This window comes from Cupriavidus sp. OTU4054, assembly GCF_038440175.1.
Taxonomy (GTDB): Bacteria; Pseudomonadota; Gammaproteobacteria; order Burkholderiales; family Burkholderiaceae; genus Cupriavidus; species Cupriavidus pauculus_D.
Genome location: NZ_JASATF010000019.1, coordinates 63730 through 85441, shown reverse-complemented (window position 1 = coordinate 85441; position 21712 = coordinate 63730). Strand labels below are relative to the sequence as shown.

The following is a 21712-nucleotide window of genomic DNA, read 5'->3' as shown; positions in this document are numbered from 1 at the left end:
GGAGCGAAAACCATGAGCAAACCCGATCTCGCCAAGCTGGCCAGCCTGTCGCCATTCGAACTCAAGGACGAACTCATCAAGCTCGCCAGCAGCCGCAGCGACTGCCTGATGCTGAATGCGGGCCGCGGCAATCCAAACTTTCTCGCCACCGTGCCGCGCCATGGCTTCTGGCAGCTCGGCCTGTTCGCGATGCGCGAGTCCGAGCGCTCGTTCTCGTACATGCCCGAGGGCGTCGGCGGGTTTCCGCGGCGCGAAGGCATCGAGGAACGCTTCGACCTGTTCGCGCGCGAATGCGCGGACGCGCCGGGCGTGAAATTCCTCGCGGGCGCGGTGTCGTACGTGCGCGACCAGCTCGGCCTCGACGCCGGCGACTTCCTGTACGAGATGTGCGAGGGCATCCTCGCGTGCAACTATCCGGTGCCGGACCGCATGCTGCGGCTCTCCGAGGTGATCGTCGGCCAATACATCCGCAAGGAGATGATCGGCAATCATCCGTTCATCGGCGAATTCGACCTGTTCGCGGTGGAAGGCGGCACGGCCGCGATGACCTATCTGTTCAACTCGATGCGCGAGAATCATCTGCTCAAGGCCGGCGACACCATCGCGCTCGGCATGCCGATCTTCACGCCCTATATCGAGATTCCCGAGCTCAACGATTACCAGCTCGTGGAGTTGATGATCGATGCCGACGCCGACGCGCGCTGGCAGTATCCGAACAAGGAGCTCGACAAGCTGCGCGACCCCAAGGTCAAGGCGTTCTTCCTCGTCAACCCCAGCAACCCGCCATCGGTGCGGATGAGCGACGAGAGCCTCGAGTACCTCGCCTCGATCATCGAGGAGCGGCCCGACCTGATCATCCTGACCGACGACGTGTACGGCACCTTCGCGGACGACTTCACGTCGCTGTTCGCGCTGTGCCCGCGCAACACGATCCTCGTCTATTCGTTCTCGAAGTATTTCGGCGCCACGGGCTGGCGGCTGGGCGTCATCGCCACGCATCGCGACAACGTGTTCGACGAACAGCTCAAGGCACTGCCCGAAGCCCAGCGCACATCGCTGCACAAGCGCTACAACTCCATCACCACCACACCGGACACGCTCAAGTTCATCGATCGCGTGGTGGCGGACAGCCGCACGGTCGCGCTCAATCACACGGCGGGGCTTTCCACGCCGCAGCAGGTGCAGATGGTGCTGTTCTCGCTGTTCTCGCTCATGGACACGCCCGATGCGTACAAGCAGGCGATGAAGCGGCTCATCCGCAAGCGCAAGGCCGCGCTGTTCCGCGAGATCGGCATCGCGCCCGAGGAAGGCGATCCGAATGTCGTCGATTACTACACGCTGCTCGATATCGAGCAGCTCGGCGGCAAGGCCATCGGCCCGGACTTCGTGAAATGGGTGCTGAGTTCGCAGGAGCCCGTGGAACTGCTGTTCCGGCTGGCCGAGGAAGCGGGTGTGGTGCTGCTGCCGGGACGTGGCTTCGGCACGCGCCATCCGTCCGGGCGCGTATCGCTGGCCAATCTGAACGAATCGGACTACGTGAAGATCGGTCGCTCGATTCGCAAGCTGTTCGAAGAATATGTGGAGAAGTACAACCAGGCGACGGGTAACAAGGCGAACAAGAACGTCGTCAAGAAATAGGCAATGGGCGACAGGGAGGGGGGTGCCCCCCTCCCTTCGCCTTATACCTTCGACTCCACGAACTGCAGCATCGTCTCCAGCATCTTCCGGATCGCGGGCTGCACGCGCGAGGCACGCGACTCGTCGTAGTCGAACGGATAGCTCTCGATCATGTACGCGCTCTGTGCCAGCTCCAGCTGCATCGCATGCACGCCACCGGCCGGATTGCCATACTGCCGCGTGATGTAGCCCCCCTTGAAGCGCCCATTGAGCACGGCCGTATGGCCCGGCACGAGGTTCGCGATCTCGAGCATGCGCGCGGCCAGGCCCGCATCGCTGCTGGCGCCGTTCGCCGATCCCAGATTGAAGTCGGTCAGCTTGCCTTCGAAGAAGCGCGGCAGCACCGAACGGATCGAATGCGCATCCCAGAGGCCGATCGTGCCGTGCTCCGCGCGCAGCCGCGCCAGTTCCTGCTGCAACGCCGTGTGGTACGGATGCCAGATCTTGTCGCGGCGCGTCGCGATCTCGGCATCGTCGGGGCCGTTGGTGCCATCCGCGTAGATCGGCGTCTTGTCGAACGTATCGACCGGGCACAGGCCGGTGGTGTCCTGGCCCGGATACAGGTTCGCGTTATCGGGCGGGCGGTTCAGGTCGATCACATAGCGCGAGTGCGTGGCCATGAGGATCGATGCGCCGAGCTCGCGCGCGAAATCGTAGAGGCGGTCCATGTGCCAGTCGGTATCGGGCACGGTGCGCGCCTCGTCGGTCAGGCGCGCGGCCACGGACGGCGGCAGGTAGGTGCCGACGTGCGGCATGGACACGAGTAGCGGGCGTGTGCCGCGGTGCAGCGTGAAAGCGGGGGTATCGGTGGTGAAGGACATCGTGGACATCTTGTCGTCGAGGGTAGACGTGTGGGGCGTATTAGGGACGAATGGGGTCTCAGTCGGTCAGCAGACGCGCGCGCGCGGCGGTGAACAGCGGGCCGGCCTCCGCCTGCAGCGGATGCTCGCCATGCTGCACGCGGCGGACGCCGGCGGTGCGAATTTCCGCTAGTGTCTCATGACCGTGGCTGGCGAACACGTGGACGGCCAGCGCCTGCGGCCCGTCGAGGCCCGCCAGCGCGACACTGCCACCATCGAGCACCGCGAAATCGGCCTGCTGGCCCACCGCAAGACCCGCCACCGCACGACCCGATGCACGCGCGCCGCCGGCCACGGCCTCGAGCCACAACCGGTCCGCCACCTGCGGATGCGCGCCGGATGCCAGCACATTGCGCCGCTGCAGTCCAAGCCGCTGCCCGTACTCGAACGTGCGCAGCTCCTCGGCCACGCTCACGCTCGCATGGCTGTCCGAACCGATGCCCCATGCGCCGTGCTGCGCCAGATAGGGCGCGGCCTCGAACACGCCGTCGCCAAGATTCGCCTCGGTGGTCGGGCAGATGCCGGCCACCGCGCCGCTCTCCGCCAGGCGGCGGCGTTCGTCCCAGTCCATATGCGTGGCATGCACGAGGCACCAGCGCGCATCGACGTCGGCATGATCGAGCAGCCATGCCACGGGCCGCGTACCGGTCTGCGCGAGGCAGTCATCGACCTCGCGCTGCTGTTCCGCGATATGGATATGCACGGGCGCCCGCGCATCCATCGCATGGAGCCCTGCCACCGCCTCGCGCAGGCTCGCGGGCGGCACCGCGCGCAGCGAGTGCGGTGCGAGGCCGAGGCGTGCGCCGTGCGCCGCGCACGCGGGCGCCAGTCGCTGCAGCAGCGCGAGCATGGCTTCGGTGCGATGGAGAAAGCGGCGCTGGTCGGGCTGCGCGGGCTTGTCTCCGAAACCCGCGGTCTGGTACAGCACGGGCAGCAGCGTCATGCCGATACCGGTGCGTTGCGCCGCGCGCAGCAGGCGCAGCGACATCTCGGCGGCATCGGCATACGGCTGCCCATCGATATCGTGGTGCACGTAGTGGAACTCGCACACGCTGGTATAGCCCGCGCGCAGCATCTCCACATACAGCTGCGTGGCAATCGCCTCGAGTGTGTCGGGCGACAGCCGCAGCGCGAAGCGATACATCAGCGTGCGCCAGCTCCAGAACGAATCGCCCCCGGCGGGATCGTCGCCGTCCGACGCGCTGCGCAACTCCGTCAGTCCCGCAAAGCCGCGCTGAAACGCGTGCGAATGAAGGTTCGGCATGCCGGGCACCACGGGCCCGGCCGCGTGTTCGACGCCGGCCCCCGGTGTCGCGTTCGGCGTCACCGCCGTCAGCCGGCCCTGCGTGTCCCAGTCCAGCAGCACATCGCTGGCCCATCCCATGGGCAGCAGCGCCTGCCGTGCGAACAGTGTGTTCATGCCGACGCTCCCCGGTACACCTGGCCCCGCCGCACGACGGTCGTGGCCGGATTGCGGCCGAACCAGTAGACGAGCTCGGCCGGCGAGGCGACGTTCCACAGCACGAAGTCCGCATCGCGGCCGGCCGCCAGCAGGCCATGCCGGTCCGCCGCGCCGAGCGCGCGCGCCGCATGCACGGTCACGCCCGCGAGCGCTTCGGGCACGGTCAGGCGGAACAGCGTCGCGGCCATGTTCAGCATCAGCAGCAGCGAGGTGGTCGGCGAGGTGCCCGGGTTGTGATCGGTCGCGATGGCCATCGGCACGCCATGCGCGCGAAGGAGCGCGATGGGCGGCAGATGCGTGTCGCGCAGGAAATAGTAGGCACCGGGCAGCAGCACCGCGACCGTGCCGGCCGCGGCCATCGCCGCCACACCGGCTTCATCGAGATGCTCGAGATGATCGGCCGACAGCGCACGATGACGCGCGGCCAGCGCGGCACCGCCGAGGTTGGTCAGCTGTTCGGCGTGTAGCTTGACGGGCAGGCCATGGCGCGCGGCCGCTTCGAACACGCGCGTGGTCTGCGCCGGCGAGAAGCCGATCGATTCGCAGAACGCATCCACCGCATCCACGAGCCCCTCCTCCGCAAGCGCCGGCAGCATCGTCTCGCAAACGAGCGCGATATAGTCGTCCGCACGCCCCGCATACTCGGGTGGCAACGCATGCGCGCCGAGAAACGTCGTATGCACGGCCACGCCATACGCCTCGCCCAGCCGCCGCGCCACGCGCAACTGCCGGCGCTCGGCCTCGAGCGACAGGCCATAGCCGGACTTGATCTCGATCGCCGTCACGCCTTCGGCAAGCAGCGGTTGCAGGCGCGCGGCGGCCTGCTCGAACAACGCCTGTTCGCTCGCCTCGCGCGTCGCGCGCACCGTGGATACGATGCCCCCGCCCGCGCGCGCAATATCTTCGTAGCTCGCGCCGGCCAGGCGCATCGCGAACTCGTCGGCGCGCTGGCCTCCGTAGACGAGATGCGTATGGCAATCGACGAGGCCGGGCGTGATCCACGCCCCGCCGGCATCGTGGCGCGGCATGGCGTCGCCCGCATACTCGGCAGGCAGTGCCGCATGGGCGCCCACCCACACGATGCGCCCATCGGCCACGACAAGCGCGCCATCGCGCATCGCATGCGCGGGGTCGCCGTCGGGCAGCAGATGGCAGTGGTGCCAGATGCCATCGGCGGCGGTTGCAAGCTGGGTCATATTGGCTCTCCGGTCTGCGCCTGGTATAGCGAGACGCGCAGGCATAGCGCGCCCTCGCCATCGGGCGTCAATGTCGTATCGGGCATCGGCGCGGCAGTCCACAGCATATTGTCACCGGGCGCGAGCCGGTCGCCGCCGGCATCTCGCCAGTCTCCGGCCACGACGCATACCAGCGTCGCGCAATCGCCCGCGATCCGCACCGGGGTCCGAAGCGCCTCGACCACTGCCCGGCATCGTCCACGCCGCGTCATCACGTTGAAGTCGCGCGTCGGCCCATCGATGAGTGCCGCATCCACCGCGACGTCGCCCGTGAACGCGAACGGTTCGCCGACACGATCGAGCCGGTGCCCGAACGAGCCATCGCGCGCGTCCAGCACCACGCCCGCGCCATCGAGCAACGCGATCTGCCGATCGATCCCCGGAAACGCCGAGAAAGGGCCATTGGCCACGATATCGGCCACGCTGATGCGCCAGTCGAACGCATCCATCGTCGCACCCGGCGGCCACACCGCGATCTCGCGCGTGATGCCGCCGCCGTTCTTCCAGGCCATCGGCGCGATCCCGTCGAGCGAAAAGCGCCGCACGTTCATCCCTGCTTCACCATCGGCAGGTCGAGCCCTTTCTCCTGCGCGCATTCGATCGCGCTCTCGTAGCCCGCGTCCGCATGGCGCATCACGCCCGTGGCCGGATCGTTCCACAGCACGCGCTCGATGCGCTTTGCCGCCGCATCGGTGCCGTCGCACACGATGACCACGCCCGCATGCTGCGAGAAGCCCATGCCCACGCCACCGCCATGATGCAGGCTGACCCACGTGGCGCCGCCCGCCGTGTTGAGCAGCGCATTGAGCAGCGGCCAGTCCGACACCGCGTCCGATCCGTCGCGCATCGCCTCGGTCTCACGGTTCGGCGATGCCACCGAACCGCAGTCGAGGTGATCGCGCCCGATCACGACCGGCGCCTTGAGCTCGCCGGACTTCACCATCTCGTTGAACGCGAGGCCCGCGCGATGCCGCTCGTCGAGACCGACCCAGCAGATGCGCGACGGCAGCCCCTGGAACGCGATGCGATCGCGCGCCATATCGAGCCAGCGATGCAGCGGCTTGTCGTCCGGGAACAGCTCCTTCATCTTGGCGTCGGTCTTGTAGATATCCTCGGGATCGCCGGACAGCGCCACCCAGCGGAACGGCCCCTTGCCGCGGCAGAACAGCGGGCGGATATACGCGGGCACGAAACCCGGGAAATCGAACGCGTTGGCCACGCCCTCGTCGAACGCGACCTGGCGGATATTGTTGCCGTAGTCGAGCGTCGGCACGCCCATCTGCTGGAACGCTAGCATGGCCTGCACGTGCTTGACGATGGACGGACGCGCGGCGGCCTCCACCGACTTCGGATCGCGCTTGCGGGCATCCTCCCACTGCTCGACCGTCCAGCCCTCCGGCAGGTAGCCGTTCACGATATCGTGCGCGGACGTCTGGTCCGTGACGATATCGGGGCGCATGCCGCCGGCCTGCGCGCGGCGCACGAGCTCCGGCACGATCTCGGCCGCATTGCCGAGCAGGCCCACGGAGATCGCCTCCTTGTTCTTCGTCGCTTCCGCGATCATGGCGAGCGCTTCGTCGATCGTGGTCGCCTTCTTGTCCAGATAGCGCGTACGCAGGCGGAAGTCGATGCGCGATTCCTGGCATTCGATCGCCAGCACGCACGCGCCGGCCAGCACGCCCGCGAGCGGCTGCGCGCCGCCCATGCCGCCGAGGCCCGCCGTCAGGATCCACTTGCCGGAGAGATCGCCGCCGTAGTGCTGGTTACCGGCTTCGACGAACGTCTCGAACGTGCCCTGCACGATGCCCTGCGTGCCGATGTAGATCCACGAGCCCGCGGTCATCTGGCCGTACATCATCAGTCCCGCGCGATCGAGCTCGTTGAACTTGTCCCAGTTGGCCCAGTGCGGCACGAGGTTCGAGTTCGCGATCAGCACGCGCGGCGCGTCGGGATGCGTGCGGAAGATGCCCACCGGCTTGCCCGACTGCACCAGCAGCGATTCATCCTCGCCCAGCCGGCGCAGGCTGTCGAGAATCGCGTCGAAGCACTCCCAGTTGCGCGCGGCCTTGCCGATGCCGCCATACACCACGAGGTCCTCCGGACGCTCGGCCACCTCGGGATCGAGGTTGTTCTGGATCATGCGATAGGCAGCTTCGATCAGCCAGTTCTTGCAATGCAGCGTATTGCCGCGCGGGGCGCGCACCTCGCGCCGGCCGCGTTGCGGCGCTGCGGTCTGCTGGGCAAATTGATGTTCGTTGGCGTTCATGGTCGGGGGATCCTGTTGGGTAACTGGAGCGTCGGTCGGAGGCGTTGTTCGGACGAGTTTCAGGCGGGGTGCGGGGCGGCGGTCGGCAGCAGCTCGCGCACGGCGGCGGGCCAGCCGGCGCCGGCATCGCCCTGCTGCACCCATTGCTTCATGGCTTCGATATCGGGCGCGAGATACCGGTCGGATTCGACGAACGCGACGCGCGCGCGAATCCGCGCAAGCTCGCTCTCGACCAGCGGGGACGATTTCAGCGGGCGATGGAATTCGATGCCCTGCGCGGCCGCCATCGCTTCGATACCGACGATGACGGCGGTATTGGCCGCCATCTCGCCCAGCCGGCGCGCGCCGTATGTGGCCATCGACACGTGGTCTTCCTGATTCGCCGACGTCGGCAGGCTGTCCACGCTCGACGGATGGGACAGCGCCTTGTTCTCGGACGCCAGCGCGGCCGCCGTGACCTGCGCGATCATGAAGCCCGAGTTCAGGCCGCCATCGCGCACGAGGAACGGCGGCAGCCCCGACAGGCCCGTATCGAGCAGCAGCGCGAGCCGGCGCTCGGAAATCGCGCCAATCTCGGCGATCGCCAGCGCGATGATGTCGGCCGCGAACGCGACGGGCTCCGCGTGGAAATTGCCACCGGACACCACATCGCCGGCCTCGGCGAACACGAGCGGATTGTCGGAAGCCGCATTGGCCTCGATGCGCAGCACGCGCGCCGCGTGCGTCAGGTTGTCCAGGCATGCGCCCATGACCTGCGGCTGGCAGCGAATCGAATACGGATCCTGCACGCGGCCGCAGGCCTTGTGCGAATCGACGATCTCGCTGCCGTCGAGCATTGCGCGCACGGCACCGGCCACGGCGATCTGGCCCGCCTGCCCGCGCGCCGCGTGAATGCGCGCGTCGAACGGCTTGACCGATCCCTTGATGGCTTCGAGCGACAACGCGCCGGCGACGATGCCAGCCGCGAACGCATCTTCGGCCGCGAACAAACCCGCCAGCGCCAGTGCCGTGGAGACCTGCGTACCGTTGAGCAGTGCCAGCCCTTCCTTCGGGCCCAGCGTAAACACGTCGAGGCCCGCGTGCGCGAGCCCTTCGCGCGCCGGCACGCGCCGGCCTTCCACCATCACGTCGCCGACGCCGATCAGCGTGCAGGACATATGCGCGAGCGGCGCGAGGTCGCCCGACGCGCCTACCGACCCCTTGGCCGGAATGCATGGCGTGACGTCGTGGTTCGCTAGCGCCAGCAGCGCCTCGATGATCTCGGGCCGCACACCGGAATGCCCGCGCGCGAGGCTGATCGCCTTGATCGCGAGAATCAGCCGCACGGTATCGGCGGCCAGGTCCGGGCCCGTGCCCACGCTGTGCGACAGCACCAGATTGCGCTGGAGCGCCGCGAGCTTGTCGTGCGGGATGCGCGACTGCGCGAGCTTGCCGAAGCCCGTATTGATGCCGTACACGACCGCGTCGGCCTCGATGATGTCCTGCACGGTCGCCTGCGCGGCGGTCACGCCGGCCCACGCCGCGTCGTCCATCGCCACACGTACCTCGCCGCGATAGATGCGGCGCAGGTCGGCCAGCGTTACCTCGCCGGGCGTCAGCACGAGCCGCGCGCGGCGATCCGCGCCGTGATGGGAAGCGTCGTTCGAAGTTGTCGTCATGTCTCTCTCGAATCTCTTGTATAAGCCTGTCTATACAGCTTAGCCAAAAAATGGCGCGATGGGAATACGGACGTACCTTGCCCTTAGCCGAACGCGGGATTGCCGTCCGCGCGGAACCGGCTGCCAAGGCGATACCGGTTACCCGGATGCAGGCAGCGCACGAACGTCACGGGCGTGCCCGCCGTCCACGTGCGTCGCGTCAGCAGCAGGCACGGCTGCGTCGCCGGCATCTCCAGTTGCGCGGCCTGCTCGGGTGTTGCCGAGATCGCATCGACCACATGCTCCACCTGGTCGTAGGGCACATTGCGCAGCAGGTACTCGCCCGGCTGCGTGTTGCGGAAATCCTGGGTAATGAAGTCGGGCGCGACGCGCGGATTGACGTAGCGGTCTTCGAGCTGGATGGGCACGCCGTCCTCGCGGTGCACGCAGACCGAGTGGAACACGGACTCGCCCGTGCGCAGGTCGAGCGCGGCCGCCACCTCGATCGAGGCCGCCACGCGCTCCACGAGGATCACGTCGCACGCGTAGTCGTGCCCGCGCATGCGGATCTCGTCCTGCAGGTTGACCACGGAGAGCAGCGTCGACTGCGGCTTGTGTTCCGCGACGAACGTGCCGACGCCGGCCACGCGCACCACCCTGCCCTGCTCGGCCAGTTCCCGTAACGCGCGGTTGACCGTCATGCGCGAGACCGAGAACCGCGTCACGAGCTCCTGCTCGGACGGCACGCGGTCGCCCGGACGCCACGCGCCGCTCTGGATCTCGCGGGCGATGTAGTCCTTCACCTGCTGGTAGAGCGCGGCGGGGGCGTTGGGCGTGCCGGTCTGGGACGCCGGGCTGGCTGCGTGGTTCATGGCATTCAGTGCGCGTCGGCGGTCGCCCCGGCGCGTATCTCCGCGCGAATTTCCTCGGTCAGCCTTGCCTTCAAGGCCGAAAATTCGGACGAAGTCTTGATCGTGTAATGGCGCGGATGGGGAAAATCCACCGCGATCTCGCTCTTGATCCGACCCGGGCGCGCGGAAAACACCGCGACACGGTTGGCCATGAAGATGGCCTCGTCGATATCGTGCGTGACGAATAATACCGTCTTGCGCGCGGACTCCCAGATCCCGAGCAGCAACTCCTGCATCAGCACGCGCGTCTGGTTGTCGAGCGCGCCGAACGGCTCGTCGAGCAGCAGGATCTTCGGATCGTTAGCGAGCGCGCGCGCAATCGCGGTACGTTGCTGCATGCCGCCCGACAGCTGCTTTGGAAAATGCCGCTCGAAGCCGCGCAGTCCCACACGCGCGATAAAGAAGTCGCTGCGCTCGCGCTGCTCGGCCTCGCTCATGCCACGCTCGCGCAGGCCGAAGCGCACGTTCTGTTCGATCGTCAGCCACGGAAACAGCGTGTACGACTGGAACACCATGCCGCGGTCGGCGCCGGGGCCGACCACGGGCTGGCCGTCGAGCAGCACACGCCCGCCGGTCGGCCGGTCCAGCCCCGCCACGATGCGCAGCAACGTCGATTTGCCACAGCCCGAAGGGCCGAGAATCGTCACGAAGTCGTTGTCGCGGACCTCGAAGTCCACGGGCTGCAGGGCCTGCGTTTCGCCGCCGTTGGGGCTCGTGAACGTGCGCGATACCTGCTGGATGGACAAGGCGCTCATCGGATGGCGCTCCATGGAAACAGCCGGCGGTTGGCCAGCTTGAAGACGAGGTCGGATACCAGCCCGATGCAGCCGATGACGATGATGCCGAAAATGATCTGCCCGGTATTCAGCAGCGCCTGACTGTCGGTGATCATATGGCCGATGCCCGAGGACGAGCCGATCAGTTCGGCCACGATGACATAGGTCCACGCCCAGCCCAGCACCAGCCGCAGGATCTCGGCGATCTCGGGCGCGGCGCCCGGAATCAGCACGCGGCGCACGATGCCGCGCGGCGTCGCGCCCAGCGTATAGGCCGCCTCCACGAGGTCGCGGCGCGCGCCGCCGACGGTCACCGCGACCATCAGCACGATCTGGAAGAACGAGCCGATAAAGATCACGAGCAGCTTCTGCGTCTCGCCGATACCGGCCCACAGGATCAGCAGCGGAATGAACGCGGACGCGGGCAGGTAGCGGCAGAACGAGACAAACGGCTCGAAGAAGGCCTCGGCCGCCTTGTAGGCGCCCATCGCGATACCGAGCGGTACCGCGAACGCGGCGGCCAGGACAAAGCCGCCGATCACGCGCCATACCGTCATGCCGATATCGCCGAGGAAGCCGTACTGCGTGAACAGCATCACGCCCTCGCGCGCCATCGTCAGCGGATCGGCGAGGAACGTCTTCGGCACGAGGCCGCCGAACGTCACCGCGGCCCACACCGCGAAGAACAACACGAAGAACGACAGCCCGAGCAGCCAGCGCGCGCGGGGCGACACGGGTTCGAGCGGCAGTTGCCACGGGTGCCGGCGCACGGTCGCCGCCGCGGGCGAGGCGAGCGCGGCCGGGTGGGGCGCGGGGTGCGGAGACTCGATGATCGAAGGCATCGGCGGCTTACTTGAGGAATCGCGCGTCATAGAGCGTGGTCACGTCCGGCACCTGCCGGATCACGCCGATCTCGAGCAGCAGCGCGGCCGACTCCTTGCTGAAGTTCGCGAGTTCGCCCGCGAAGAACGCGCGGTTGGCCTCCTTGTCCTGCCAGCGCAGGTACGCCGACGACTTCGCGAACTGCTCGCCGGTCTGCTTGACCGCGGCGCCCATGATCTCGTTGGACTTCGCCGGATCGCGGCGGATCATCTCGATCGCCTCGAAGTAGCTGTCCACGAGCGCCTGCGCCGCCTTGGGATTGTCCTTGAGCCATTTCGGCGCGCAGCCGAGCGTGTCGGTGACCATCGGGTAGTCGAGCGTCGTCGCGAGGATGCGCCCCTTGTCGGGATTCGCGCGCACCGTCGACAGATACGGCTCGTAGGTCATCGCCGCATCGTTCTGCCCCGCGACGAACGCCTGCGCGGCCGCCTGCGGCGACAGCGTCGTGGTCTTCACGTCCTTGAGCGTCATGCCGTTCTTCTTGAGCATCCATGCCAGCCCGAAGTACGGCGCGGTGCCCGGCGCATCCACGCCGACCGTCTTGCCCTTGAGATCGGCGAACGACTTCACGTCGGCGCGCACGGCCAGGCCGTCGGCGCCGTAGGACTTGTCGAGCTGCACGATCTGGGTGATGGGCACGCCGTTGGCGTTCCACGCCACGTGCGTCTCCACGGTCGTGGCCGCGCACTGGATGGCGCCCGACGCGAGCGCGAGATGACGATCCTTCTGCGGAATCATCTTGATCTCGACGTCCACGCCGTTCTTCTTGAAGATGCCCGCCTTGTCCGCGAGCGTCAGCGGCGCAAAGCCGGTCCAGCCGCTCATGCCGAGGGTCACGGGCACGTTCTGCGCATGGACGGTGCCCGCCGCGAAAGCGACGGCTCCCAATGTGGTGACGCGCAGTGCGGTGGCTCGCAGGACTGCAAGCATGGCTCGGGTCATTGCTCTCGGCTCCCTGTAGGACGGTGATGGAAATCTAGCGGCACCTGTCTATACAAGTCAACGGAGGGTTTGCACCGATCCCGCCGGCGTCATGGCGATAATCGAGGCGAAACGCACCATCATGCAGCGCCGCGCACCGCTCCTGTATAGACAGCGGAGGACTACGCAAGCGTCGTGCCACCGTCCCGGTCGCCCGGGACGGTTAGAGCGCGGACTACGCGTCGAAGAACGACCGCACGGTCGGATACCGCAACTGCACGCGCAGCTCGCGCTTGAGCCGCCGGTTGTCCAGCCGGCGCGACTCGCTCATAAAGCTCAGCAGCGTGGGATCGATGACCTCGCGCGCATGCTGGCGCGTGATGCGCGGCGGACGCGGCAATCCGCGCCGGTCGGCCACGAGATCGAAGTAATCGGCCATGCGCAGTTCGGTGTCGTCGCTCGCATGGACCACGCGCTGCGGCCGGCCGCGCCATAACGCCGCGATCATCGTGCGCGCGAGGTCGTCGGCGTGAATATGGCTCGTGTACACGTCATCCTGCGGCGCGAGCGCCGGTGTGCGCTTGTTGAGGCGCGCGATCGGCAGCCGGTCCGCAGCATAGATGCCCGGAATGCGCACGATACTCGCGCGCCACCCCGCATCGCGGCCAAACGCCCGGACCGAGCCCTCGGCCGCCACCCGGCGCCGCGCCCGCGCGGTCTGCGGGCGCACCGTATGAAACTCCTGGACGCGCGCGCCGCCGCGGTCGCCATACACGCCGGTCGTGCTCGCGTAGACGAGCACGCCGGCGGGCGTGTGCGCCCCGGTCGGCAAGGACGCCCGATGCCAGCCCCGCTCGGGTAGAATGACGGGCTCGTCGCCGTTCCGCCAGGCGCCGCCTGCACGGGCCCGGCGCCACGCAGTCCGGCGCAATGCGGCCAGCAGCGCACGTGTGCGTGGATCGCCCTCGCCCTGCCCCGGTGGCGGCGCAAGGTCGAGCACGCGGCCAGCGAGGCCCCGCAGCCGCGCGAGCGTGGCGGGCCGGTCGAGATCCGCCACGAGCGGTACGGCGCCCGCCTCGCGCAATGCCTCCCGCCGCGCGGGCTGCGATGTCATCGCGAACACGCGCATGCGTGCCGCCAGCATGCGCAGGCAGCGCGTCCCCACGTCCCCGCACCCGACGATCAGCAGGCGCGGACGACCGAGGCGCCTCGGCCTGGCCGCGGGGAACGACGCGGACGAGGAAGACGACAACAAAGAGGACGTTGCCGCAAGCGGCGACAGAGTTTGGCTCATAGATCCGATTATGGCTTATCAAGTAACCGTCATGCCCAGTGGCCACAAGTTCGAAGTGGCTGCTGACGAAACCATCCTCGGCGGCGCCCTGCGCCACAGCATCGGCCTGCCGTACGGCTGCAAGAACGGTGCGTGCGGCTCGTGCAAGGGCCGCGTGATCGACGGCACGTTCGAGCAGGGAGATCATGCCGCATCGGCACTGACGGCGCAGGAGAAAACCGAGGGCCGCGCGCTGTTCTGCTGCGCGAATGCCACGTCGGACATCACGATCGAATGCCGCGAGGTGCATGGCGCCGGCGACATCCCCATCAAGAAGATTCCCTGCCGCGTGCAGACCATCGAGCGCCTGGCCGACGACGTCGTGTCCGTCCGCCTGCAGCTGCCCGCCACCGAGCGCATGCAGTTCCTGGCCGGCCAGTACGTCGAGTTCCTGCTGCGCGACGGCAAGCGCCGCAGCTATTCCATCGCCACCGCGCCGCACGAGGAAGGCCCGATCGAACTGCATATCCGCCATATGCCCGGCGGCGCGTTCACCGACTATGTGTTCGGGGCCAGGGAAGGCGCGCCGGCGATGAAGGAGCGCGACATCCTGCGCTTCGAAGGCCCGCTCGGCAGCTTCTTCCTGCGCGAGGACTCGGACAAGCCGATCATCCTGCTGGCCTCGGGTACCGGCTTCGCGCCGATCAAGGCCATCGTCGAGCATGCCCGGTACACGGGCATCGACCGCCCGATGACGCTGTACTGGGGCGGCCGTCGCCCGCGCGACCTCTATATGCACGCGCTGTGCGAGCAGTGGGCGCGCGAGCTGCCGAACTTCCGCTACGTGCCCGTGGTGTCGAACGCGGCCGACGAAGACCAGTGGACCGGCCGCACGGGCTTCGTGCACCAGGCCGTGATCGCCGACCATCCGGACCTGTCCGGCCACGAGGTCTACGCGTGCGGCGCGCCCGTCATGGTCAACGCCGCGCGGCAGGATTTCACGGCCCAGTGCAAGCTGCACGAGGACGCGTTCTTCGCCGATTCGTTCACGTCCGAGGCCGATCTGCACGCCCCGGGCGCGGCCTGACCGGCGCGCCGGCCGTTCCGCCGACACAACAATGCCACCGGGGTCTGACAAATTTCGTTTTGACACCGGGACGCATGCGCCTTATATTGGCCGCCATGAACCAACGACGCAACCGACGCCAATCCCGTACGTTGCCCCTCTCCGGGGTGCCACGCGGCTGATCGTCGACAGCGTTTGTTCAGGTCAACGAGCCACGGGCAGCCCCCGTGGCTTTTTGTTTTTTGTTCATCGTTTCATGCCGACCCCAGGAGTCCGCCATGGCATTTGCTGAGTATCCCGTCCAATCCCTGATGTACATCACCAACCGTCCCGAGCTGGTCTTCACCGAAGGCAAGGGATCGTGGCTGACGGATCACAACGGCAAGCGCTATCTGGATTTCGTACAGGGCTGGGCCGTGAACAGCCTCGGCCATTCCAACGAAGGCATGATCGCCGCGCTGGAAAAGCAGGCGCGCAAGCTGATGAACCCGAGCCCCGCGTTCTACAACGAACCGATGCTCAAGCTGGCTCGGCTGCTGACGGACAACAGCTGCTTCGACAAGGTGTTCTTCGCCAACAGCGGCGCCGAGGCCAACGAAGGCGCGATCAAGCTCGCGCGCAAATGGGGCCAGAAGCACAAGGGCGGCGCGTTCGAGATCATCACGATGGACCACAGCTTCCACGGCCGCACGCTCGCCACGATGAGCGCGTCGGGCAAGGCCGGCTGGGACAAGATCTTCGCGCCGCAGGTGCCGGGCTTCCCGAAGGCCGAGCTCAACGACCTGGCGTCGGTGGAAGCGCTGATCAACGACAAGACCGTCGGCATCATGCTGGAGCCCGTGCAGGGCGAAGGCGGCGTGATTCCCGCCTCGCGCGAATTCATGCAGGGCCTGCGCGCGCTGGCCGACAAGCACAAGCTGCTGTTCATCGTCGATGAAGTGCAGACGGGCTGCGGCCGCTGCGGCACGATGTTCGCGTACGAACTGTCGGGCGTGGAGCCGGACATCATGACGCTCGGCAAGGGTATCGGCGGCGGCGTGCCGCTGGCCGCGCTGCTGTGCAAGGCCGACGTCGCGAGCTTCGAGGCCGGCGATCAGGGCGGTACCTACAACGGCAATCCGCTGATGACCGCGGTCGGCGCGGCGGTGATCGAGCAGCTGCTGGCCCCGGGCTTCCTCGAGGACGTGCGCGCCAAGGCCGGCTACCTGCGCGAGCAGCTGCTGGCCCTGACCGCCGAGTTCGGCCTCCAGGGCGAGCGCGGCGACGGCCTGCTGCGCGCGCTGATGCTCGGCAAGGACATCGGCCCGCAGATCGTGGAAGAAGCACGTGACATGGGTCCGGAAGGCCTGCTGCTGAATTCGCCGCGCCCGAACCTGCTGCGCTTCATGCCCGCGCTGAATGTCACGCGCGAAGAGATCGACCAGATGATCGGCATGCTGCGCACGCTGCTCAAGAAGCTGGCCTGATCTCCGCTCAGCCCCTCGGCCAAAGAAAAAGCCCCGCAAAGAAAAAGCCCCGCATACGCGGGGCTTCTTCATGGTCGCTGGCGCCGTGGATCACTCGCCCAGATACGCCGCGCGAACCTTCGGATCGTCGAGCATCTGCTTCGCGTCGCCGCTCATCGTGACCAGACCCGACTCCATCACGTAGCCGCGGTGCGCGGCCTGCAGCGCCAGGCGCGCGTTCTGCTCCACGAGCAGGATCGTCACACCCTGCGCCGACACCGTGCGCACGACCTCGAAGATCTTCTCGACCATGATCGGCGAGAGACCCATCGACGGTTCGTCGAGCAGCAGCAGCTTGGGCTGGCTCATCAGCGCGCGCGCCATGGCCAGCATCTGCTGCTCGCCGCCGGACATCGTGCCCGCCAGCTGGTTGGCACGTTCCTTCAGGCGCGGGAACGTCTCGAACATGCGGTCGATATCGGCCTTGATGCCGGCCTCGTCGTTGCGCGTGTACGCCCCCATCTGCAGGTTTTCGGTAATGGTCATGCGCGCGAACACGCCGCGACCTTCCGGCACCATCGCGAGACCCTGCTTCAGCAGCGTGTAGCTGGGCACGCCCTTGATGGACTTGCCCAGGTATTCCACGTCGCCGCCCGCCCAGCCCTGGAGGCCTGTAATGGCCTTCATGGTGGTGGTCTTGCCGGCGCCATTGGCGCCGATCAGCGTGACCAGTTCGCCGTCGTGGATCTCGAGGTCCACGCCCTTGACGGCCTGGATGCCGCCGTAGGCCACTTTCAGGCCGGAAATCTTCAGTACTGTCTGTTTCATCTCGATTCGCCTCCGCGTGTCGGTCAGTGCGCCGAGGCGCCGAGGTAGGCCTCGATCACCGCGGGGTTGCTCTGCACTTCCTGCGGCAGGCCCTGCGCGATCACCTTGCCATAGTCCAGCACGGTCAGGCGGTTGCACAGCCCCATCACGAGCTTCACGTCATGCTCGATCAGCAGGATCGTCTTGCCGTCGCTGCGGATCTTGTCGAGCAGGCCGCGCAGTTCCACCTTCTCGGTGGCGTTCATGCCGGCCGCCGGTTCGTCGAGCGCGAGCAGCTTGGGCTCGGTGGCCAGCGCGCGCGCGATCTCCAGGCGGCGCTGGTGGCCGTACGAGAGATTGCGCGAGGTGAAGTTGGCGTACTTGCCGATGCCGACGTAGTCGAGCAGGTCGTGCGCCATGTCCTCGATGCCCTCTTCCTCGCGCCGCACCGAAGGCGGACGGAAGACGGCGCCGAAGATGCCGGCCTTCGATCGCACATGGCGGCCGACCATCACGTTCTCGAGCGCGGTCATGTCGCCGAACAGGCGGATGTTCTGGAACGTGCGGGCGATGCCGGCCTTGGCCACTTCATGCACGGCCGTCGGCTGGTACGGCTGCCCGCCCAGCACAAACTCGCCGGAGTCCGGGGTGTAGAGGCCGGTGATCACGTTGAAGAACGTGGTCTTGCCCGCGCCGTTCGGACCGATCAGGCCGTAGATCTCGCCGGGCTTGATCTGCAGGCCCACTTCGGACAGGGCCTGCAGGCCGCCGAATCGCTTGTTGACCCCCTGTACCGACAGGAGGAATTCGTTGTTGCTCATGTGTCTTCCTCCTTCGTTCACAGACGGCCGATGCTGCCGGCACGGCGCACCACCGGGCGATCTTCCTTGCGCGGGGACGGCCAGATACCGGCCGGACGGAACAGCATCACCGCCACGAGGGCCAGACCGAACAGCAGCTGGCGCAGCACTTCGGCGTCGACGATCACGTGGCCGAACAGGCCCGTCTGCATCGGTTCCGCGACGACGCGCAGCAGTTCCTGGAAGCCCACGAGCAGGATGCCGCCCAGGATCACGCCCGGGATATGGCCCATGCCGCCGAGCACGACGATCGCGAGGATGTAGATCGACTCCCACAGCGTGAACGATTCCGGCGACACGAAGCCCTGGAACGCGCCGAACACCGCGCCCGAGGCGCCGCCGAACGATGCGCCCATGGCGAACGCCAGCAGCTTCATGTTGCGCGTGTTGATGCCCATCGCCTTGGCCGCGATCTCGTCTTCACGGATCGCCACCCAGGCGCGGCCGATACGCGAGTTCTGCAGACGCAGGCAGATGAACACGATCACGATGACCAGGAACACCAGCAGGTAGTAGTACATGAACACCGGCGTGAACTTCATGCCGAAGATTTCATGCGACTTCGAGAAGTCGAACCCGAAGATGTGGACCGGGTCCACGCCGGTAATGCCCTTCGGGCCGTTCGTGATGTTCACCGGACGGTCCAGGTTGTTCATGAAGATCCGGATGATCTCGCCGAAGCCCAGCGTCACGATGGCCAGATAGTCGCCGCGCAGTTTCAGCGTCGGCGCGCCCAGCAATACGCCGAACGTCGCCGCCACCGCGATCGCGATGGGCAACACCAGCCACATGGTCAGGTGGATGCCGTTGGGGAACAGCGCCTGAATCGCTTCGAACTGGTTCGCCAGGTGCGGCGAGCCGAGCAGCGCCATGCAGTAGGCGCCCACCGCGTAGAACGCGATATAGCCCAGATCGAGCAGGCCGGCAAAGCCGACCACGATGTTCAGGCCCAGCGCCAGCATGATGTAGAGCAGCGCGAAGTCGAGCACGCGCACCCAGTAGTTGCCGCCGAACGTCTGCACGAAGAACGGTGCGCACAGGGCGATCACGAGGAAGCCGAGCAGCGCGGCCAGCGTCTTTGCCGGAACTTTCGACGGCGCGGCGACGGCCGTGGATGGAATCGGGGTATTCATGGATTCGCTCTCCTCAGGCACGGTCCGCGACACGTTCGCCCATGATGCCGGACGGACGGAACACGAGCACGATGATCAGTACGATGAACGCAAAGACGTCCTGGTAGTTCGAGCCGAACACACCATTGGTCAGGTCGCCGATGTAACCGGCGCCGAGCGCTTCGATCAGGCCCAGCAGCATGCCGCCAACCATCGCGCCCGCGAGGTTGCCGATGCCGCCCAGCACGGCCGCGGTGAACGCCTTCAGACCGGGGATAAAGCCCATGTAGAAGTGTGCGTTACCGTAGTTCGTCGCCATCATCACGCCCGCCAGCGCGGCGAGTGCGGCGCCGATCATGAACGTGGCGGAGATCACGAAATTGGGGTTCACGCCCATCAGGCCCGCCACCTTCTGGTTCTCGGCGGTCGCGCGCATCGCGCGGCCGAGCTTGGTGCGGTTGACGAGGGCGAGCAGGCCGGACATGACCATCACGGCCATGCCGATGATCACCATTTCCTTGCCGGTGATCGTCGCGCCGGTGGAACCGATGTCGATCGGCTCGGAAGGCAGCAGCTGCGGGAAGGTCAGCGGGTTACGCGACCAGATCAGCATCCCCATGGTTTGCAGAATGATCGAGACCCCGATCGCGGTGATGAGCGGCGCGAGGCGCGGCGCATTCCGCAACGGTCGATAGGCGACCCGTTCGATGGTGTACGAGAGTACCGCGCACACGGGCATGGCGATCAGCGTGGCGATCACCAGCGTCAGCCATTCGGGCAGTCCGGGCGCGAACTTCTGCAGCCCCAGGATTGCGGACAGCGCGGTCAACGCGCCAATCATCAGCACATCGCCATGCGCGAAGTTGATGATGCCCAGAATGCCGTAGACCATGGTGTAGCCCAGTGCGATCAGCGCATAGATGCTGCCGAGCACCAGACCGTTCACGATCTGCTGGATAAAGATATCCATGAAAACTCCTGCTTCAGCTCCGGTTCGGCTGGCATGGTTGGCATGCCACGAACGAGGAGGTCGTCGATGATGGGTTTGGTGGTGTAAATATAGGCGGGTGTGCTGCGCCCGTCCGCTCCCATCCTTGTAAGGATGCCAATCGCGTACGACGGACTAAAAAGAACGGCACCGCAAAGTACTCACGGTGCCGTTCGTCGGGGCCGATAAGCCCGGTATTACATCTTCACGACGTCGAGGACGGACTTCTTCTTGTCCTTGTACTCGTACAGCGTGATGGTGCCTTCCTTCATGTCGCCCTTCTCGTCGAAGGCGATGTTGCCGATCACGCCCTTGTAGTTCGTCTTGGGCATTTCGGCCAGGATGGCGGCGGGCTCGACCGAGTTGGCGCGCTTCATGGCGTCCACGATCACGTTGACGGCGTCATACGTGAACGGCGCGTAGATCTGCACCGGCGCGTTGAAACGTGCCTGGTAACGCTTCTCGAAGTCCGCACCGGTTTCCATCTTCGACAGGGCCAGACCGGCTTCCGAGCAGATGATGTTCTGCACGGCATCGCCAGCCAGCTCGGCCACCTTGTCGGTACACACGCCGTCGCCGCCAACGATCTTCGACGCGATGCCGAGTTCCTTGGCCTGCTTGGCGAACGGACCGCCCGTGGCGTCCATGCCGCCGTACATGATCACGTCCGGCTTCTTGCCCTTGATCTTGGTCAGAATGGCCTTGAAGTCGGTGGCCTTGTCGTTCGTGGCTTCACGTGCCACGACGTTCACGCCGGCAGCCTTCGCGGTCTTCTCGAACTCGTCGGCCAGACCCTTGCCGTAAGCGGTGGCATCGTCAACGATGGCCACGCTCTTGGCCTGCAGGCTCTTGGCGGCGTAGTTGGCCAGTGCCGGACCCTGCTGGGCATCGGTCGCCACCACGCGGTACGTGGTCTTGAAGCCTTGCTTCGTGTAGTCGGGGTTCGTCGAGGACGGCGAGATCTGCACGATGCCGGCATCGCTGTAGATCTTCGAGGCGGGAATCGACACGCCCGAGTTCAGGTGGCCGACCACGGCCACGACCTTGGCATCCACCAGCTTCTGGGCCACGGCGGTACCGGTCTTCGGATCGGCGGCGTCGTCTTCGCCCACCAGTTCCAGCTTGATCTTCTTGCCGCCGATTTCGAGGCCGGCCTTGTTGGCTTCCTCGACGGCCAGGCGCGCGCCGTTCTCGTTGTCCTTGCCAAGGTGGGCAATGCCGCCGGTCAGCGGAGCCGCGTGGCCGATCTTGACGACGACTTCGCCGCCGCCCGCCGCGGGCGCTGCGGCCGCCGCAGGCGCCGATGCCGCGGCATCGGCAGGCTTTTCTTCCTTCTTGCCGCAGGCTGCGACCAGCGCCACTGCAGCCGCGATCGGCAGAATCTTGGCAAACGTGAATTGCATGAGTGATCTCCTAGGATTCACAAAAACAGGGGAGAACTGGACCCTCCCGAACGCTCCCCTGTACAGCCTTTGTTTAGTTTCAATTTGAAACGCCGCGCATTGTATCCCCTTTTTTTGCGGATGCAATATGC

At 66.6% G+C, this 21712-nt stretch carries 19 protein-coding genes; 3 read left to right on the top strand and 16 right to left on the bottom strand.

The window, feature by feature from the left end:
* Positions 1-12: 12 nt before the first annotated feature.
* Positions 13-1638 carry a bifunctional aspartate transaminase/aspartate 4-decarboxylase gene (locus AAHB16_RS21440; RefSeq protein WP_342051913.1) on the top strand — a complete coding sequence of 542 codons (1626 nt, stop codon included), beginning with the start codon at positions 13-15 and terminating at the stop codon, positions 1636-1638.
* Between the two features lie 41 nt (positions 1639-1679).
* Here AAHB16_RS21440 and hutG read toward each other — a convergent pair whose 3' ends face one another.
* The 11 genes from hutG to AAHB16_RS21385 form a co-directional block, all read right to left on the bottom strand.
* Positions 1680-2498, bottom strand: a complete 819-nt coding sequence (gene hutG, locus AAHB16_RS21435; protein WP_150373690.1) for an N-formylglutamate deformylase — start codon at positions 2496-2498, stop codon at positions 1680-1682.
* A 58-nt stretch (positions 2499-2556) separates the two neighbouring features.
* Complete coding sequence (locus AAHB16_RS21430) at positions 2557-3957, bottom strand: formimidoylglutamate deiminase (protein ID WP_150370841.1); 1401 nt, start codon at positions 3955-3957, stop codon at positions 2557-2559.
* Positions 3954-5195 carry an imidazolonepropionase gene (gene hutI, locus AAHB16_RS21425; RefSeq protein WP_150370840.1) on the bottom strand — a complete coding sequence of 414 codons (1242 nt, stop codon included), beginning with the start codon at positions 5193-5195 and terminating at the stop codon, positions 3954-3956. The genes AAHB16_RS21430 and hutI overlap by 4 nt, the downstream gene beginning before the upstream one ends.
* Positions 5192-5785 carry a HutD/Ves family protein gene (locus AAHB16_RS21420; RefSeq protein WP_342051912.1) on the bottom strand — a complete coding sequence of 198 codons (594 nt, stop codon included), beginning with the start codon at positions 5783-5785 and terminating at the stop codon, positions 5192-5194. The genes hutI and AAHB16_RS21420 overlap by 4 nt, the downstream gene beginning before the upstream one ends.
* Positions 5782-7500: a urocanate hydratase gene (gene hutU, locus AAHB16_RS21415; RefSeq protein WP_342051911.1), complete on the bottom strand. Its 1719-nt coding sequence runs from the start codon at positions 7498-7500 to the stop codon at positions 5782-5784. The genes AAHB16_RS21420 and hutU overlap by 4 nt, the downstream gene beginning before the upstream one ends.
* A gap of 59 nt (positions 7501-7559) precedes the next feature.
* A complete protein-coding gene (gene hutH / locus AAHB16_RS21410) occupies positions 7560-9158 on the bottom strand; it encodes a histidine ammonia-lyase (protein WP_342051910.1) in 1599 nt (532 codons plus the stop codon).
* Between the two features lie 83 nt (positions 9159-9241).
* Positions 9242-10009 (bottom strand): histidine utilization repressor, encoded by a 768-nt coding sequence (gene hutC, locus AAHB16_RS21405; RefSeq protein ID WP_150370837.1) that lies wholly within the window; start codon positions 10007-10009, stop codon positions 9242-9244.
* A gap of 5 nt (positions 10010-10014) precedes the next feature.
* Positions 10015-10803: an ABC transporter ATP-binding protein gene (locus AAHB16_RS21400; RefSeq protein ID WP_342051909.1), complete on the bottom strand. Its 789-nt coding sequence runs from the start codon at positions 10801-10803 to the stop codon at positions 10015-10017.
* On the bottom strand, positions 10800-11666 hold the full coding sequence (locus tag AAHB16_RS21395; protein WP_150370835.1) for an ABC transporter permease: 867 nt from the start codon (positions 11664-11666) through the stop codon (positions 10800-10802). The genes AAHB16_RS21400 and AAHB16_RS21395 overlap by 4 nt, the downstream gene beginning before the upstream one ends.
* A gap of 7 nt (positions 11667-11673) precedes the next feature.
* A complete protein-coding gene (locus AAHB16_RS21390) occupies positions 11674-12636 on the bottom strand; it encodes an ABC transporter substrate-binding protein (RefSeq protein ID WP_342051908.1) in 963 nt (320 codons plus the stop codon).
* 226 nt (positions 12637-12862) lie between these two features.
* Entirely contained in the window at positions 12863-13921 is a 1059-nt protein-coding gene (locus AAHB16_RS21385; protein ID WP_150370833.1) for an NAD-dependent epimerase/dehydratase family protein, read from the bottom strand.
* A gap of 10 nt (positions 13922-13931) precedes the next feature.
* Here AAHB16_RS21385 and AAHB16_RS21380 point away from each other — a divergent pair, with 10 nt between their 5' ends.
* Together AAHB16_RS21380 and AAHB16_RS21375 are read left to right on the top strand one after the other, a co-directional pair.
* Positions 13932-14987, top strand: coding sequence for a CDP-6-deoxy-delta-3,4-glucoseen reductase (locus tag AAHB16_RS21380; protein ID WP_150370832.1), 1056 nt, complete (start codon positions 13932-13934; stop codon positions 14985-14987).
* 257 nt (positions 14988-15244) lie between these two features.
* Positions 15245-16432 (top strand): acetylornithine transaminase, encoded by a 1188-nt coding sequence (locus AAHB16_RS21375; RefSeq protein WP_150370831.1) that lies wholly within the window; start codon positions 15245-15247, stop codon positions 16430-16432.
* Between the two features lie 90 nt (positions 16433-16522).
* Here the strand turns inward: AAHB16_RS21375 and AAHB16_RS21370 are convergent, their stop codons facing one another.
* The 5 genes from AAHB16_RS21370 to AAHB16_RS21350 all read right to left on the bottom strand — a co-directional run bounded on the left by AAHB16_RS21370 (position 16523) and on the right by AAHB16_RS21350 (position 21581).
* Complete coding sequence (locus tag AAHB16_RS21370) at positions 16523-17239, bottom strand: ABC transporter ATP-binding protein (protein ID WP_150370830.1); 717 nt, start codon at positions 17237-17239, stop codon at positions 16523-16525.
* Between the two features lie 23 nt (positions 17240-17262).
* On the bottom strand, positions 17263-18039 hold the full coding sequence (locus AAHB16_RS21365; protein ID WP_150370829.1) for an ABC transporter ATP-binding protein: 777 nt from the start codon (positions 18037-18039) through the stop codon (positions 17263-17265).
* Positions 18040-18056: 17 nt separating this feature from the next.
* Positions 18057-19211 carry an ABC transporter permease subunit gene (locus AAHB16_RS21360; RefSeq protein WP_150370828.1) on the bottom strand — a complete coding sequence of 385 codons (1155 nt, stop codon included), beginning with the start codon at positions 19209-19211 and terminating at the stop codon, positions 18057-18059.
* A gap of 13 nt (positions 19212-19224) precedes the next feature.
* Positions 19225-20160: a branched-chain amino acid ABC transporter permease gene (locus AAHB16_RS21355; RefSeq protein ID WP_109580222.1), complete on the bottom strand. Its 936-nt coding sequence runs from the start codon at positions 20158-20160 to the stop codon at positions 19225-19227.
* Between the two features lie 215 nt (positions 20161-20375).
* Positions 20376-21581, bottom strand: coding sequence for a branched-chain amino acid ABC transporter substrate-binding protein (locus AAHB16_RS21350; protein WP_150370827.1), 1206 nt, complete (start codon positions 21579-21581; stop codon positions 20376-20378).
* Between the last annotated feature and the right edge of the window lie 131 nt (positions 21582-21712).

Excerpts from the sequence above, each read along its gene's own strand:
- AAHB16_RS21440 (WP_342051913.1), top strand. The coding sequence starts at position 13 with ATGAGCAAACCCGATCTCGCCAAGCTGGCCAGCCTGTCGCCATTCGAA.
- hutG (WP_150373690.1), bottom strand. The coding sequence starts at position 2,498 with ATGTCCTTCACCACCGATACCCCCGCTTTCACGCTGCACCGCGGCACA.
- AAHB16_RS21430 (WP_150370841.1), bottom strand. The coding sequence starts at position 3,957 with ATGAACACACTGTTCGCACGGCAGGCGCTGCTGCCCATGGGATGGGCC.
- hutI (WP_150370840.1), bottom strand. The coding sequence starts at position 5,195 with ATGACCCAGCTTGCAACCGCCGCCGATGGCATCTGGCACCACTGCCAT.
- AAHB16_RS21420 (WP_342051912.1), bottom strand. The coding sequence starts at position 5,785 with ATGAACGTGCGGCGCTTTTCGCTCGACGGGATCGCGCCGATGGCCTGG.
- hutU (WP_342051911.1), bottom strand. The coding sequence starts at position 7,500 with ATGAACGCCAACGAACATCAATTTGCCCAGCAGACCGCAGCGCCGCAA.
- hutH (WP_342051910.1), bottom strand. The coding sequence starts at position 9,158 with ATGACGACAACTTCGAACGACGCTTCCCATCACGGCGCGGATCGCCGC.
- hutC (WP_150370837.1), bottom strand. The coding sequence starts at position 10,009 with ATGAACCACGCAGCCAGCCCGGCGTCCCAGACCGGCACGCCCAACGCC.
- AAHB16_RS21400 (WP_342051909.1), bottom strand. The coding sequence starts at position 10,803 with ATGAGCGCCTTGTCCATCCAGCAGGTATCGCGCACGTTCACGAGCCCC.
- AAHB16_RS21395 (WP_150370835.1), bottom strand. The coding sequence starts at position 11,666 with ATGCCTTCGATCATCGAGTCTCCGCACCCCGCGCCCCACCCGGCCGCG.
- AAHB16_RS21390 (WP_342051908.1), bottom strand. The coding sequence starts at position 12,636 with ATGCTTGCAGTCCTGCGAGCCACCGCACTGCGCGTCACCACATTGGGA.
- AAHB16_RS21385 (WP_150370833.1), bottom strand. The coding sequence starts at position 13,921 with ATGAGCCAAACTCTGTCGCCGCTTGCGGCAACGTCCTCTTTGTTGTCG.
- AAHB16_RS21380 (WP_150370832.1), top strand. The coding sequence starts at position 13,932 with ATGGCTTATCAAGTAACCGTCATGCCCAGTGGCCACAAGTTCGAAGTG.
- AAHB16_RS21375 (WP_150370831.1), top strand. The coding sequence starts at position 15,245 with ATGGCATTTGCTGAGTATCCCGTCCAATCCCTGATGTACATCACCAAC.
- AAHB16_RS21370 (WP_150370830.1), bottom strand. The coding sequence starts at position 17,239 with ATGAAACAGACAGTACTGAAGATTTCCGGCCTGAAAGTGGCCTACGGC.
- AAHB16_RS21365 (WP_150370829.1), bottom strand. The coding sequence starts at position 18,039 with ATGAGCAACAACGAATTCCTCCTGTCGGTACAGGGGGTCAACAAGCGA.
- AAHB16_RS21360 (WP_150370828.1), bottom strand. The coding sequence starts at position 19,211 with ATGAATACCCCGATTCCATCCACGGCCGTCGCCGCGCCGTCGAAAGTT.
- AAHB16_RS21355 (WP_109580222.1), bottom strand. The coding sequence starts at position 20,160 with ATGGATATCTTTATCCAGCAGATCGTGAACGGTCTGGTGCTCGGCAGC.
- AAHB16_RS21350 (WP_150370827.1), bottom strand. The coding sequence starts at position 21,581 with ATGCAATTCACGTTTGCCAAGATTCTGCCGATCGCGGCTGCAGTGGCG.